Raw genomic sequence first — 14,794 nt, 5'->3', positions numbered from 1 at the left:
ATAAAATCCCCTTGTCTACCGTAAAAATTCTAATTTCACTTTCATTAGTAAATAATTTTTTGGACAAAACTCACGAATTTAAAAAGCCCCTAGAAAACAACTAATGTTAAGTGTTTTCCGGGACTTCTAAGTTAATAGTTTTCCCATGCCTTTTCATATATTTGAATCAAGTGTGGATCAATTAGTGTATTTGCTTTTAACTCAAAATTCGGTATCTCTTGATCTTCATCCTTGCCAAACGCAGTTAGTGCTGACATCATATCATTAGTTAGGAAACTTGTAGAAACGGGTATTTCCATTGTATCTAAATCAATTTCCTCACGACTTGCCATGACAAATCCCCAGTTTCCAAAACTCGGTACATCTATATGCAAATTCTCCGTATTCAAATCAGTTGAACTAATCGTCTCTGAAATCGTCCAATATACTTCTCTAGCGAAGACTGGACTTGTCGCTTGAACCATAATCATTCCCTCAGGTTTTAAGTGATTGCGTACTAAGGAGTAAAATTCCTTTGTGTACAACTTATTTAGACTTTCATTATTTGGATCAGGCAAATCAACAAGAATAACATCATACCATTCCGATGTATCTTCTAAAAATTGAAAGGCGTCCATGTTTTTCACTTGTACATTTTCATCCATTAAAGCCCCTTCATTAATCTTTAACAAATGTCGATTTGTATTTGCCAACTCCACAACTGCTGGATCTAAGTCAACGAGAGTTATCTGTTTCACATCTTCATACTTTAAAACTTCCTTAGCCGCAATCCCATCGCCACCACCAAGGATAAGGACATTCTCTGGATTATCTACATTTGCCATTGCCGGATGGACGAGTACTTCATGGTAGCGATGTTGATCGACCGAGCTAAATTGCAAAGATCCATCCAAATAAAGTCGGATATCTTCTTCATCATGTGTAACTGTGATTTTTTGATAACTACTCTCTTCCATATGAATAATTGGATCTTGGTACAATTTTTGTTCAAAAGTAAACGCCATTTCTTCACCGAAGAACAACCCTACAATTAACAACACACCAATACCCACTCCAATTACAGCATGTACGATAAAATGCCGAATCTCTTTTCTGAACAGCCATAAGACGATTAATGCAACTGTTAAATTAATCAACCCAACTAAAAATGCTGTTTTGACCATACCAAAATAAGGACGGAATAAGAAGACAAATAATACCCCTCCAATTAAGCCTCCAGCATAATCAGAAAATAACACACGAGCCGTACTTTTATTTAATGTCACACCAATTTCATTTGCTTTACGAATTAAAATGGGTAATTCAACACCTGTTAAGGCACCGACAATTAACGTTATAGAATATAAGTAAAAAGCATCCGTTCCGGCTGGCGCAAAGGCGGTAATACCAAACATAATAAAACTAGAAAAACCACCAATGAGGGCTACACAAAATTCAATCCAAATAAATTTAATGATTAAGTTCCGCATAAACTTCTCACTTAAACTAGCACCTATTCCCATACCAGTTAAGAATAAGGAAATAGTTAGTGTATATTGTTTAACACCATCGCCTAAAATGTACGAACCTAACGCTCCAAATAAAACCTCGAAAATAATACCACAAATGGAAACAATTCCCGAGGACCAATAAATAATCTTACTTTGTCTAACTGCTTTCTCATTCAACATTCATCCACTCCACACCAGAAAAACAATAAAATAATAAACAGCCAAGCAAATACCTGGCTGCGATTTTTCTTATTTTTATGTAATCGATGCCCCGATTACAAACGCTAAGCCAATAGATACTCCTACTGACATAACTCCAACGGCAATATTGTTCTTCTTTAGCTCTTCTTCTACTGAGAAATTTCTTGTGAATAGATCGAATAGCCAATATGCTATCATTTGTAGTACCACACCAACAATACCCCAAATGATCGTATCGGTAAATCTACCACTATTATAGATTGCAAATGATAGAATAATACAGATTCCTACAATCTTTCCAATAACAGATAACGCAACTGCTATATTTCCATTTTTTACTTCTTCCATGTCCTTATATTTACGGGTCATGTTCTCAAATATAAATAAACCAGCTAAAACAATAATTATTGCGATAACAAAATAAACTAATGTAGATATGAACAATTCCATATAATCACCTTCCTTTTATTTACCTGTTCCTGGTCCGCCACCTCTAAATGTCGTATTTCCACGGCCAATGCCTCCAGAACCTCCATAGCTTCCCATACCAGAATAGTCCCCATTCGAACTACGATTCCAATTGTTTCCGAACATACTATCTAACAAGCGGATGGAAAAATATGTACCTAAAAAGCTTGGAGAATAATTTCTCCTTACAAATTCCTCACCAGCGACTTCAATTAACAATACTTCTTGGTCCGCTTCGTTTTTACGTAAGGTCACAAAGAAATCATTAAAAATAATGATCTGCTGATCATCCTTCACTTCACTAATCTCTTCCGTTTGGAACGCATTAGAAAGTAGAAGACTTAGCTCTGACAAAGTAAACCTGGTTGTTGCATAAACTTCCGAATTACTCGAGTCACCTTCTATAGTTGTCATCAGCGGAAATGCGTCTTCAATAACATCGTCAATTTCAACATTTTCGTTAGCAGCATTTTCAATTATTTGCTTGATTTCTTGTTTCTGTGGTTCTTCTGGGATATCCGCTGCCATGATTGTCTCATCCTCTGAAGAACACGCTGCTAACAGGATTAACAATAATATCCCTATACATAACACCCATCTTTTACACAAATCAATCCCCCTCCACCTTTAAGAAAGGGCAGCTATTAAAGCACTGCCCTTTTCTAGAACAACTTACTCTTTATTCATTTTGGCTTTTAATGCTGCTAACTCATCGTCAACACCATTCTGTTTATTTAATTCCTCAAACTCATCATCCAAGGATCGGCTTTGGTAAGACATTGCATCACTTGTCTCCGCTTCAGCCTCATAACGCATAACTTTCTCTTCCATTCGTTCAAATCCTTGTTTAGAACTATCACTACCAATAGAAGACATTGTACGATTAATTTTTGTTCTAGTTTTAGCTGATTCTGCACGCGCTTTTAAAGAATCCTTTTTCAATTGCATTTCTTGGTATTCCTTTTTCATTTCATCTAACTTGGATTTAAGAACTTCAGAATCATTTTTCGCTGTTGTCCAAGACTCATTCAAGCTAGTTGCAGTTGCTTCATGCTCTTTCTTATCTTGAAGCGCACGTCGAGCTAAATCATCATTTCCCGCTTCAATTGCTTGCTCAGCTTGTTTCTGACGTTTTTCCATCATAGACTTCGCATCATCAGCTTTGCGCTTCAACATTTTTTCATTGGATATTTGTTTTGCAACAGCAGTTTCTACTTCACGTATATCCTCTGCCATATCACGCATGTATTGATCCAACATTTTCACCGGGTCTTCTGCTTTATCAAGAGCAGAATTCAACTCTGAACTTACCACTGTCTTTACTCGATTAAAAAACTTAAACATATTACTCTCTCCTTCAAATTATATTCAATTTGTATTCATTTTTGTAGTCGTTATGCTATACGAAATAACTCATCGTTATGTTTCATTTATTTTACAATGAACCAGCCATAATTTTAATTTCATAGGATTCGATTGGATAGCCTACGCTTACTTCTACTTCAGATCCCCATACTTCTAAACTGATAAAATTTTCTTCATCTGCATCTGTATACTCTGCATATTCTACTTCAGATCCTTGTAAATTAGCACTTCTTCCTTCACCGATTATTCTAGCAGTACCAGCTTCATCAAAATAGTATTTATTCCCATCATGGCTAAGCTCTTTTGGAAATGGCTTAGAAACAGGCAACGTAACTTTTTTATAAATTCCTAATTCCAATTCATCATCCATTTCTGCTGCTAACCAAATTGTATTCTTTCCTTCTAGTAGTTGATAACTATACCATTCATAATTTCCAGATCGATATGTTATTTTCCCAACAACTTCATAATCGACTAAATCATAAGTTACAATGTCTCCAACTTTTATCGTCAATACATCTCTTTCTTTTGGTGCAGGTTCATTTTTCTTGCTTTTAGAAAAAATCCTCGAGAATATCCCCACATTTTCACCCCACATATCTATTCATTATCACTATTTATAAAAATTATATGAACTTTAATCCTATTATAATTCTAACTGATTGACCTAAAAAATAAAAATTTAAAGATACCTGTAGATCAAATTACTTATATTCAATCCCGTGTTTATCCTTCTTTATTCCTCCACAACTTAACCTGGAAAAATTGCATAAACAAAATAATCGGTTTATACTCATCTATATACTGGTCGTAAAATAATTATGTAAGGGGAAATTCATCACATGGATGTACTGGGAAGACATATCATTGCTGAATTGTGGGAGTGCAATTTAGATAAATTAAACAATATCGATTTTATTCGAGATACATTTATAAAGGCAGCAGTCATAGCCGGTGCAGAAATACGTGAAGTTGTATTTCATCCATTCGCACCATATGGGATAAGCGGTGTTGTTATTATCTCTGAATCCCATTTAACCATCCATAGTTTCCCAGAACATGGTTATGCAAGTATTGATGTCTATACATGCGGAGATAAAGTAGATCCGAATATTGCAGTAAAATATATTGCAGATGCTCTTGAATCGAGTTTAGGGGAATTTAGAGAAATTCCACGAGGGATGGGGCCAGTGAAGCCGAAACCAGTACAAAAAATAAAGTGAAAATAAGTAATACGGCTTCTGTACTTCCCCACATTAAACGAGCCTTATAACCCAATATATCCTTGTTTTATTGCTACCGATACGGCTTCTGATCGTGAATTAACACCTAATTTATTATAAATATTTGTTAAGCGCGACTTCACTGTTCTTTCCGCTATACCTAACTCAAAAGCAATTTCTTTGTTTCTATATCCCTTAGCAACTTTAGTGATTATATAAATTTCCTTTTTTGATAATTGTTGATTATTCATTGTGTCATTATTAATACTAAATGAAGCATCATTTATATGCAGTAATTTTTCCATAATCTCTGGTTGGATTAATGTTTCACCTCTAACTGCTGATTCTATCGTTCTATATAAATTATATCTATCCGTATCCTTTAATAAGTATCCTCTAGCGCCTGCCTTCAATCCTTTAATCATTAAATTATCCTCATTATATGTAGTTAATATAATAATCGGAATCTCAAGCTTTCTTGTTTTAATTTGATCCATGGTTTCCAATCCACTCATAATTGGCATTTTTAAATCTAGTAAAATAACATCTGGCAATTCATATTCTAAAAAATCTAAAGCTTTCTTCCCATTTTGCGCTTCTCCTATAACTTCAAATGATTCATTTGCTTCAAGAATTAATTTCAATCCTTCTCTCACTAGAAGATGATCATCAACGATAAGTAACTTAGTCTTCATTCTCTGCTCCTTTTTCAACAGGTACCTCTATCTTTAAACTCGTGCCATTTTTTGGTTCACTATTGATTCGTATAGATCCATTTAAAATACGTACACGCTCTCTTATTCCAATTAAACCATAATGGCCATTAATTTCTCCAATAGAATGAACATTAAATCCTCTACCATTATCTGATATGTTGACAAACAATACTTTATCTCTTAAAGCAACTTCTATTTCTACTTTACTTGCTTGTGCATGTTTCGCAATATTTATTAGGCATTCACTTAAAATATAAGATAAATGTTGTTTTATCAAAGAAGATAGCGCAGGAAGTACTTCAATCTTTTTATGTACTTGTATAGATGTTGCTTGTTCAAATCGAATGATTTCTTCTTCTACATCCATGACAAAGGTTGATTCTGAAATAGAATTAGTACGTAAATCATCAATTACTTCCCTTGCATCCTTTAAGGTTAATCTAGCTTCCTTCATGGATCCTTTTATTATGTAATGACATTTTTCATAATTCCCATTTTCTAAATGTATATCAACTGCTTCAAGTTTCATGATTAACCCAACAAGGCCTTGAGCTAAAGTATCATGCAAATCTCTAGCCACTCTTTTTCTTTCATTTTTTATGCTTAGTTCTTCAATAGTTTGATTAGCAGTCTCCAATTCTTGTATATAATATTCCATGCGCATCCAAGCTTTCTCTTCTTTTATATAAAGTATCGCATAAAATACTGTAATACCAACAATCGAAAATAAAATTGGGATGAAAATTACCAATTCTTGTATACCATAATTAATAATGATAGCTACTGTAAACGGTATATATAACAATAAAACCAGTAAAAACACTTTAAATGACTGCCCAAAAAAGATAATACTTTCAGCGATTAATAGCGGTAATAACCCAATTAAAATAACGGGGGATCCATGTGGCATTATAGATGCAGTAATAAAGATAATAGAGGATTGCAATAGAAAGTAATATGCACTTTTCTTATATTTAAATCGATATGAAAATCTATATAATACAATATGTAGGACAATTAATAATATGGAAACTATGGATGCAACAACCGAGACATTCTCTAAAAATTGTAACAAGGTAGCAGCAATAAAAACAAATACAATCCAAAATACCATTCTAATTCGATAAACATGTAGATTAACCATATGTTCTTCTTTATAAGGAATACGGTTACTTCTCAGTCTTAACAATGCAGAACCTCCCAGAAGTTTAAGTGTACAGAAGATAAGTCAATAATATAGCAAGTTTATCAAAAACCTAAAGGATAGTATATTTTAATAAATAAAATAACCCTACAAAATGATGTAAGGTTATTTATTCTGAAATAATTACTTCTTTTATGAGTTATCTTCACTCTCGTCAGATATAATAGGTTGACTTGATATTTTTATAGATTCAGATGGACATTCTTCATAAGCATCTTCTAAATCGTCTACTAGTTCATCTGGGATTTGACATATTCCTTTGTTTTCATCTAAGAAAACATATGCAACGCCTTCCTCATCAAAATCAAAAATTTCTGGAGCAACTTCACCGCAAGCCCCACAAGCTAAACATGTCTCTTGATTCACCTTTGTGTATTTTGCTGTCATAATCTCCTCCTAAAAATTAAGATATTGATCCCATTAAACTTGTACTGTGTTTTGGTTGGACACGAGATTTTGGATCTAAACATACTTTAGCATTACTTACTGCAGTTGCTACTTCTCCAAACCCAGTAGCTATTAAATTTATTTTTCCATCATAAGTACATATATCTCCAGCCGCATATATTCCTTCCAAATTTGTTTCAAATTTAGAATTTACTACAATTGAATTTTTTTCTATTTCAAGGTTCCACTGTTTAATAGGGCCTAGTTTTGATATAAATCCATAATTAACTAGAACATCATCCACTTCTACTTCCACAGTACTACTACCTTTTGTTTCTTCGAGAATCACCTTTTCTAAAGATTGTTGCCCTTTAAATTCTAATGGAATATACGGTGTAACTAACTCTACACTTGATTCATATAATTTTTTCACACTGTGTTCATGTGCACGAAATTCATTACGGCGATGAACGAGCGTCACATTACTAGCAATGGATTCGAGCATTAACGCCCAGTCAACAGCTGAATCACCACCACCAAAAATCATCACCTTTTTATTTAAGAAGCGATTCATGTCTTTTACAAAATAATGAATATTTTTGTTTTCTTCATACGTTGCCACATCAACTGGCAATTTTCTAGGCTCAAAAGCACCGTTTCCAGCAGTAATGATAATAGATTTAGTATAATGAGTCTCTGTATCTGTTTGGATGACTATAACTCCATCTTTTTTTTGTACTTGTAACACAGTTTGTCCTAAACAAATTTCAACTTTATCTTGAAAAATATTCATTTGTTCTTCTAAGTTATCGACTAGTTTTTGACCTGATACTTTCGGAAATCCTGCAATATCATAAATATACTTCTCGGGATATAGTGCAGCGAGCTGTCCTCCTATTTGAGGTAAGCTCTCGATTACTTTCACATTAATATCTCTCATACCTGCATAAAATGCACCAAACATTCCAACAGGTCCACCGCCAATAATTGTCATATCAACTACTTCGTTATTCATGTCTGTCCTCCTGTATTTCCAATAAAGGGAATATACTTTTATCTACTGTTATAAATTAGCCTTTTGCTTAATATTTAATACAATTTAAAAAGATATTGGTAAGGAGGACAATCCTTGTGCTGCCAACTTAAATTGCCATTGCACATTCTCACGAGGAACATTTAATTTCATGTCTGGCAATCGTTTTAATAAAGTAGTAAAAGCAATATCTCCCTCAATACGTGCAAGAGGTGCTCCTAAACACATATGAACTCCATGTCCAAATGCTACATGTCGTTTGATATCACGTGTGACATTTAGATCTTCAGAACTTGAAAAGACTTTCTCATCACGATTCGCTGATTTCAACAACGGAAAGACAATATCTCCCTTTTTAATATTTTGTCCACCAAGTACTGTATCTTTAATAACATATCTTGGGCCAGCAGTAGTAGAAGGACCATGAAAACGTAATAATTCCTCTACAGCTTTAGGCACGAGACTAAGGTCATTTTTTAAGATTTCTAGTTGTTTAGGATTATCCAATAACATCAATGTACCTGTAGAAATTAAATTTGAGGTAGTTTCATGCCCTGCAAATATTAATAATTGAACCAACGATAGAAGTTCTTTTTCGTGTAGTTTATCTCCACCATCTTCTATTGCTACTAGTTCACTTATCAAATCATCTTTAGGTTGTTTACGCCTTTCTTCAATTAATTGTTTAAAATAATCACCAAAGTCATCTAAGCTTTTTGATACTTCTTCATCTAATCTTCCTAATCCAAGACCATTAGCTATAGACTCAGACCAATGATAAATTTGTTCTTGATCAGAATTTGGAACCCCAATCATTTCCGAAATAACAATAATCGGAAGTTTATAAGCAAAATCTTGAACAATATCCATTTCACTTTTTTCTTGTACTTCATCAATTAAGTCATCAGCAATTCCTTGTACCTTTGGTCGTAAACTTTCCATATATCTAGGTGTAAATCCCTTTGAAACTAATCTACGTAGACGACGATGGTCTGGTTCATCTATTGCATTTAAAGAATTTGCAAGGAATAAATTTGAGTTTGGGTTATCGGAACTATTTGTCAATTCACTTCTTGTGTTACTACCTTTATTAATCGTAGATGGGTCTACACAGAAGGTATCTTGATCTTTTAAAACGGTTTTCACTTCATCCATTTGAGTCGCAATCCAAGTTTGATTATCAGTATTTCCAATTTGCATTGGAATCGGCCTTACTGGTCCATTTTCTCGCAATTCGTTAAAAACGAGAAAAGGATCTTTTTCACTTTTTCCACTTAATACTTTTAAAATCTCTTGTTCAGGAATTGCTTCTTGTGAATACATTAAATATCATCCTTTCATAAATATAGAAAGTATCTTTAACATATTAGATTTTATCAACTATACTAGCAATATAAAACGTACAAACGGGCATAATTATCATTGCCTTTAATACCTAATTTTTTCCATAAAAAAATCTATATCTAGTATATTTTAGCTATTATTAATTGAACCTTTGAGATTAATCAGCAATTCAAATAGGATATTTAAAGTTAATTGAGTAGGAGGCCAGTCATTAATTTGACTAGCCTCCCCCTCTCTCACCACAACAGCGTACGGTTTCGTACTGGGCGGTTCAGTAAATACAGTCTTGAAACTGCTTATATTTGCTTCGTTTACCCGTCCAGCTATGCTCTCTAAATTTATTCGTTTGATTTCGCATCTCTACTTGAATATAATATAAGCGATACTCTTATTTTCTGCACTATGCTTTCACGACTACTTCTAAGTTCAGACAGATATCTATTTACTGTTCAGTCCTTCTTTTTTGCTCTCACAAACTGTCTTCACTACTACGACTTCTGCTGACTTCTTACAATTCATCCTATTGTCACCAATAGAATTGTAAAGGTTTGTTTTCATTCAACTCGCACATCATCCTTATAAGACCTCCCACGGTAAAGCGTAACAACTTTCACTCCATGTCACCTCTTGATTTACAACACACACTTTTGGACAGTTTTTAGGCTTTGATTAGTTTTGCAATCTTATCCGTATGTGTTGCCTTTTATCAAGTTTCTTTTCGTAGGTGCAGAGCTTTGCTTTAGGCTTCCTTAAGATTCCTTGTCACCAAGGACATCCTTGCCATCAGCTAACACTTCTCACTGTCTAGCGTGTAGTGGACTGCACCACCTAGTTGCTACCCATGCAGGGCGCACAAAAAAACCGTTTCCCACAAATGTGAAGAACTGTTCATATTACGGTTTATTCACTTAAATTACTAATAATCTCAAGATACCCCGGTGGTCAGGGTATAAAAATCTGTATAAACCTTGTCATTATAAGGATTTTCACTTTACTTGTGTAAAAAATGTGTAAAAATTTCTAGATTGATCCTTATTTTTCACTACTTACTAAAACCATTTTTATAACTTTCAAGCTCTGATATAGAATCATATTTACCAAATATGTCTTAATTGACTTAATTAGACTGAACTATAATAGCATCAAAGGTTTTATTTAAGATGTAGAATAACTTATTTATTCTTAATCATAATTATCTTTATAAAGATCAATATATTTAAGAGCGAAGTTAAACTATTATCCTACCAATAGAAGTTCCAAGTCCTGTTTCCCAAAAGAAAGGTAGTATGACCATTACAACAAGCCAAGATATTCTCCAAATTTTATTGTTAAAACGTGCAAATTGAAGAAAGTAAAATAATCCCCATATTACAAATGAAGCTATTACCGCAAACCAAGTAACAAAATCAATCTCACCTTCACTCATACCCACCGAATAACACTAATAAATAGCTCTTAAAGAAGCTTTGATATAAAATCTAATTATTATAAAATAGTAACGATACACCACTGATTAGAATCGCTTATTCAGACAATAAATTTTAGAGGTGATTTTATTGAAATCAAAACTAGTTATTGGTTGTATAGGCTGCCTACAAAAAGCTAAGAAAAAGGTTGGATATACCATAAATTCTAATGGTTATTTAAGGACTCCAATTCCGACAACATTTGCTTATACTGAAACTTATATTCATGAATTATTCTTTGACAATTTCACCTGTCCCTATTGTTCTAGGTCCTTAACCTTCACACCTGAAATGATGGCGTTTGTTACAGATTTTCTTAAGAAACAATATCATATTGATTTTCAAACGAAACAGATTATTATAATAAACAACAAAGAGCAGACATTTAAAATCCCCAAAAACAAATCACTAATTCATGATGATATAAATGGATTGCAACTAGAGCCTCAAGAAATCTCTTGTCTCCTTAACGTCGCTAACGATATTGATAGTAAGAAGTGGACATTTTGGATTGACTCTGCTTCTTTAAATAGTCGCTATTATAGGAAAAGTAAACCTAATACAAAAGAAAAGGATATTTAAAATGGGAAAATTTATTAACTTATATGTAGATGATCTGAGAGACTGCCCAGAAGGATTTACCATAGCTCGAAATATAGATGAAGCTCTGCATTATTTAAATAATTTCAATGTTAATATACTATCACTTGATCATGATTTAGGTGAGGATAGTAAAGGAACTTGTTACCTACTGGTTATGATTTAGTAAAGATTTTTTGTGAAAAGGGACTAAGAGCTAATAAAATTTTTTTGCATACAGATAATGGAGTTGGGCGTGAGAATATGTATCATACACTAAAAGGCGCACAAAGAAGGGGATTTATAGATAAAGAATATTCTAGCAGTAATTATTTAATAAATTCCTGTAATTTACCCTATTACACTCTCACTTGTATTTTAAAACATACTCAAAGAGAGTAGTTTTATTGCTAGGAACGTTGTTATATAGGCATTTTATAAATTACTAATATTGAAAACGGGCTAATATATTTAGGATTAGATATTTTATATAATTATAATATAAAAGATTCATAATACTAATGTTTTTTTGGTAATAAATGATATAATATTACTAACTTTTACAAAAAAGGAGGTGTAAATATGAGAATAAGTGAGTACTTTAGCCTAGGTGTAAGTCAAAACGGATTAGATTTTGTCGATGTTAACTTCACTAAAGACGTTGAATTATTTATTGATCCATGTTGGATTCACACTAATGATGATGAATGGTGTATTGATGCTTCTGAAACTATTACTGACTTTTTTAATCATATACTAGAATTATATGAAAATGGTAATGATCAAGAAGCACGGGAGTTGTTTGATTATGCTCATGAACCTAATGAGATTTGCTTTGGGCTGTCTTCTAGCCAACCTGAAGGAACTGGCGCTTCTCGGGAGATGTTGAGTGAATTATTTGATGATATTCGTGAGAATAATATGATTGAAAATGGTTTAATTCAAAGGTTAGAAGATGTACATGTATTTGTAGATGGTTTTGGGCAGGATAGATTATCAGATTTGGTTACTAACATAATTAGAAAGCATTTAGTTGATTTTACAATTTATCAATGTGGGTTATGGGGTATAGAGACCAATACTGAGGAAAGACAACTCGCACATTATTGGAACCGTGAGAACCATACGTGGGAAGAATGTAATGAAAGCCCACTAGTTATCGACGGAAAAGATATTCTCCTCGTCCCTAAGTCAATAGTTGTCAAAAATTACAGGTATACTGCTGGACAATATTGCACTCATTTTGTTTTAGAACGAAGGAAACAATACCACTTAGAAAATAACACACACCTAGTAGAACGTACCCCCCGTAGAGATGGAACAATTGTTCCTAAAGTTTACAAAAAAGCAATCAGAAAAGAAGAAATAACTGATTCAGGACTAAATGAAAAGCAATACGTTAGAAGTATGACCGAAAGAAACAGAAACTTAATTCAATTATTTAGAGATGAAATCTCCAATAGGTTACTTAACCCAGAAACAACTAACAAATTAAACGATGAAACCCTTGAGGAGTATCTTGATCTTTAAATTCCACCTCTCTTTTAGAGAGGGTTTTTCTTTTTCTTAAACCAATCTCTATATGGAAGTTTCATAAGCATAGTTTCATTACTTACATATTAATAAAACAAACATTTAACTAGTAATGTTGTTTTATCAAGGATTCTATATTAAATTTTGGAAACGAAATATCTACTTTGTTTCCCATGTAAAGCGTCAAAACTTATAAGTTATGACACTGATTTGCGAGAGTTGGTATATCAATATTTTAGTTGATGTCATAACTTAGTGTCATTATTTATACTGTACTTTATCCGATCTAGAATATAATAATTCATAAAAAACGTTACTTAAATGCGTAGTATTTTTGTACTGTGCAGCGAATGATTTGTTGTTCTCTCGTTTGTCTTCTTTGAAATCATCATCCGGTAATTTTATACTATAAATATGAAAATACCTTCAATGCTGTTTTTTAACTGTCTAATCATTGTTTAAACTTAGATAAAATAAACTTCCAAAAGTAGCGGTGGAGTTCCATACTCAGTCATTCCTCCATATCTTAGTTACTTTATATGCAGACGATGTTGATCATTAAATTGTTTATCAATTTCTTGAGTTATTATACCTATACTCCTGACCGATGGATCTTCTTTATTTATATTCTTTCCTAAAAGATTAAAAGATATTGGTATTATACAAATAGTTATGTTTTTATTGACCTTAAATATTTTTGAGAATCTAATCAGTAATCCTATAAATCGAGCCTGTATAATAAAAAATCCTAGATTTTCTTTGTTTCGGTATTTTAAGGATAAATATATTGCCGAAAAAACATCTGTAATTACAATATCTAAATCGGACGATAACTTTACTTCATTAATATTTTTGTATTCACATAATTCCGTTTGAAAATGACTCGAGATATCTTTTGATATAAAATCGTAATAACCATATTTTTTAAAATAAATTATTCTTGTAGTAGACGACATAACACCTTTCTTTCTTTCCTGAAAAGAAAGAAAGGAATTTAAAGTACCACCGGAATTATATTTCTTTTGATACTCAATTGCTTTTTCTGAATTATCAATGATAGATTTTCTTTCGTAATAATGGATATTTGTATTTTTAACGGCAAAGTAGATTTTTTGTAATTCATAAATATATTCATATGTATTTGACATATAATTAAAATCATACTTATCCGTATACAACTCTATTAGTTTAGAGTTTTTTAATTTTGTTAAATACTCGAAGAATCTAGTGTCGTTGACAAAATAGCTTTCGTAGGAAAAAATTACATTTAAGCTTGCTTCTATGTTTCTAAGAGAACTACGAACAACCTCATTTAAGTTGCTTGGTTGCATGACAGGATCTGGAATGTAATAATTATTGCTAACTTTACATTTTTTATTCTTAAACGATCTTTCATACATAATAAACTGATAAGATGTTGTATCCCTTTTGTTGAACATAACCTTCCAGTCCCTTAATACTATTTCATCGAGTTCTTTATCAATTGAGAAAAAGTCTCTATTTATACTCAATATAGTTTCTATATTTGCTATAACTTTCGAAAGCTCTGCTTGAATTAGTTTAAAACCCATCCGTTTTTTTCTTTTCTCAGGGATGTAATCCACAATAAAGTAAATAATAAGGGCCAATAATATACCCATTGATGTATCATATAAAAGCTTATTATTATCTATTACCCCTCCACACCATAATTTGAGTATGGCAATAACACAACCTATAGCGATAAAGAATAACAAGTAGTTAATTTTCTCTTTCACAATAACATCCTCACATTTCTTACCGGGG

The 14,794-nt window shown here is 32.6% G+C and carries 17 protein-coding genes; 5 read left to right on the top strand and 12 right to left on the bottom strand.

Translation table 11 applies throughout. From position 1 onward, the window contains the following. Positions 1 to 131: 131 nt before the first annotated feature. From AQ616_RS10190 to AQ616_RS10170, 5 genes are all read right to left on the bottom strand, one after another. On the bottom strand, positions 132 to 1,670 hold the full coding sequence (locus AQ616_RS10190; RefSeq protein ID WP_069685728.1) for a polyamine aminopropyltransferase: 1,539 nt from the start codon (positions 1,668 to 1,670) through the stop codon (positions 132 to 134). A gap of 75 nt (positions 1,671 to 1,745) precedes the next feature. Beyond that, on the bottom strand, positions 1,746 to 2,141 hold the full coding sequence (locus AQ616_RS10185; protein ID WP_017796078.1) for a DUF350 domain-containing protein: 396 nt from the start codon (positions 2,139 to 2,141) through the stop codon (positions 1,746 to 1,748). 15 nt (positions 2,142 to 2,156) lie between these two features. Then, positions 2,157 to 2,768 (bottom strand): DUF4247 domain-containing protein, encoded by a 612-nt coding sequence (locus AQ616_RS10180; RefSeq protein WP_069685727.1) that lies wholly within the window; start codon positions 2,766 to 2,768, stop codon positions 2,157 to 2,159. A 63-nt stretch (positions 2,769 to 2,831) separates the two neighbouring features. Then, complete coding sequence (locus tag AQ616_RS10175) at positions 2,832 to 3,503, bottom strand: PspA/IM30 family protein (protein WP_017796076.1); 672 nt, start codon at positions 3,501 to 3,503, stop codon at positions 2,832 to 2,834. A 91-nt stretch (positions 3,504 to 3,594) separates the two neighbouring features. Continuing rightward, entirely contained in the window at positions 3,595 to 4,107 is a 513-nt protein-coding gene (locus AQ616_RS10170; RefSeq protein ID WP_069685726.1) for a DUF4178 domain-containing protein, read from the bottom strand. 259 nt (positions 4,108 to 4,366) lie between these two features. Here AQ616_RS10170 and speD point away from each other — a divergent pair, with 259 nt between their 5' ends. Next, complete coding sequence (speD, locus tag AQ616_RS10165) at positions 4,367 to 4,747, top strand: adenosylmethionine decarboxylase (RefSeq protein ID WP_017796074.1); 381 nt, start codon at positions 4,367 to 4,369, stop codon at positions 4,745 to 4,747. A 44-nt stretch (positions 4,748 to 4,791) separates the two neighbouring features. Here the strand turns inward: speD and AQ616_RS10160 are convergent, their stop codons facing one another. From AQ616_RS10160 to AQ616_RS10135, 6 genes are all read right to left on the bottom strand, one after another. Next, complete coding sequence (locus tag AQ616_RS10160) at positions 4,792 to 5,442, bottom strand: response regulator (protein ID WP_069685725.1); 651 nt, start codon at positions 5,440 to 5,442, stop codon at positions 4,792 to 4,794. After that, positions 5,432 to 6,652, bottom strand: a complete 1,221-nt coding sequence (locus tag AQ616_RS10155; protein ID WP_069685724.1) for a sensor histidine kinase — start codon at positions 6,650 to 6,652, stop codon at positions 5,432 to 5,434. The genes AQ616_RS10160 and AQ616_RS10155 overlap by 11 nt, the downstream gene beginning before the upstream one ends. 147 nt (positions 6,653 to 6,799) lie before the next feature. Beyond that, positions 6,800 to 7,054: a ferredoxin gene (locus AQ616_RS10150; protein ID WP_069685723.1), complete on the bottom strand. Its 255-nt coding sequence runs from the start codon at positions 7,052 to 7,054 to the stop codon at positions 6,800 to 6,802. 16 nt (positions 7,055 to 7,070) lie between these two features. Continuing rightward, entirely contained in the window at positions 7,071 to 8,069 is a 999-nt protein-coding gene (locus AQ616_RS10145; RefSeq protein ID WP_069685722.1) for an NAD(P)/FAD-dependent oxidoreductase, read from the bottom strand. A gap of 84 nt (positions 8,070 to 8,153) precedes the next feature. Next, positions 8,154 to 9,410 carry a cytochrome P450 family protein gene (locus AQ616_RS10140; RefSeq protein ID WP_069685721.1) on the bottom strand — a complete coding sequence of 419 codons (1,257 nt, stop codon included), beginning with the start codon at positions 9,408 to 9,410 and terminating at the stop codon, positions 8,154 to 8,156. 1,249 nt (positions 9,411 to 10,659) lie between these two features. Continuing rightward, the gene (locus tag AQ616_RS10135) at positions 10,660 to 10,857 is read right to left on the bottom strand and encodes a hypothetical protein (protein WP_069685720.1); all 198 of its coding nucleotides are present in this window, start codon (positions 10,855 to 10,857) and stop codon (positions 10,660 to 10,662) included. Positions 10,858 to 10,987: 130 nt separating this feature from the next. Between AQ616_RS10135 and AQ616_RS10130 the strand changes: the two genes are divergently transcribed. The 4 genes from AQ616_RS10130 to AQ616_RS10120 all read left to right on the top strand — a co-directional run bounded on the left by AQ616_RS10130 (position 10,988) and on the right by AQ616_RS10120 (position 13,006). Further along, positions 10,988 to 11,479 (top strand): hypothetical protein, encoded by a 492-nt coding sequence (locus tag AQ616_RS10130; protein WP_069685719.1) that lies wholly within the window; start codon positions 10,988 to 10,990, stop codon positions 11,477 to 11,479. A gap of 1 nt (position 11,480) precedes the next feature. Then, complete coding sequence (locus AQ616_RS20150; protein WP_346421767.1) at positions 11,481 to 11,663, top strand: cyclic-phosphate processing receiver domain-containing protein; 183 nt, start codon at positions 11,481 to 11,483, stop codon at positions 11,661 to 11,663. Beyond that, positions 11,639 to 11,878: a cyclic-phosphate processing receiver domain-containing protein gene (locus AQ616_RS20145; RefSeq protein WP_346421766.1), complete on the top strand. Its 240-nt coding sequence runs from the start codon at positions 11,639 to 11,641 to the stop codon at positions 11,876 to 11,878. Before AQ616_RS20150 ends, AQ616_RS20145 begins: the two co-directional genes overlap by 25 nt. A 180-nt stretch (positions 11,879 to 12,058) precedes the next feature. Then, the gene (locus AQ616_RS10120; RefSeq protein ID WP_069685718.1) at positions 12,059 to 13,006 is read left to right on the top strand and encodes a hypothetical protein; all 948 of its coding nucleotides are present in this window, start codon (positions 12,059 to 12,061) and stop codon (positions 13,004 to 13,006) included. Between the two features lie 533 nt (positions 13,007 to 13,539). Here AQ616_RS10120 and AQ616_RS10115 read toward each other — a convergent pair. After that, complete coding sequence (locus AQ616_RS10115; RefSeq protein ID WP_069685717.1) at positions 13,540 to 14,766, bottom strand: hypothetical protein; 1,227 nt, start codon at positions 14,764 to 14,766, stop codon at positions 13,540 to 13,542. Positions 14,767 to 14,794 lie beyond the last annotated feature (28 nt).

This window comes from Oceanobacillus sp. E9 (assembly GCF_001741975.1).
GTDB classification, from domain to species: domain Bacteria; phylum Bacillota; class Bacilli; order Bacillales; family Amphibacillaceae; genus Oceanobacillus; species Oceanobacillus kimchii.
This window is presented reverse-complemented; position numbering and strand designations above follow the sequence as displayed.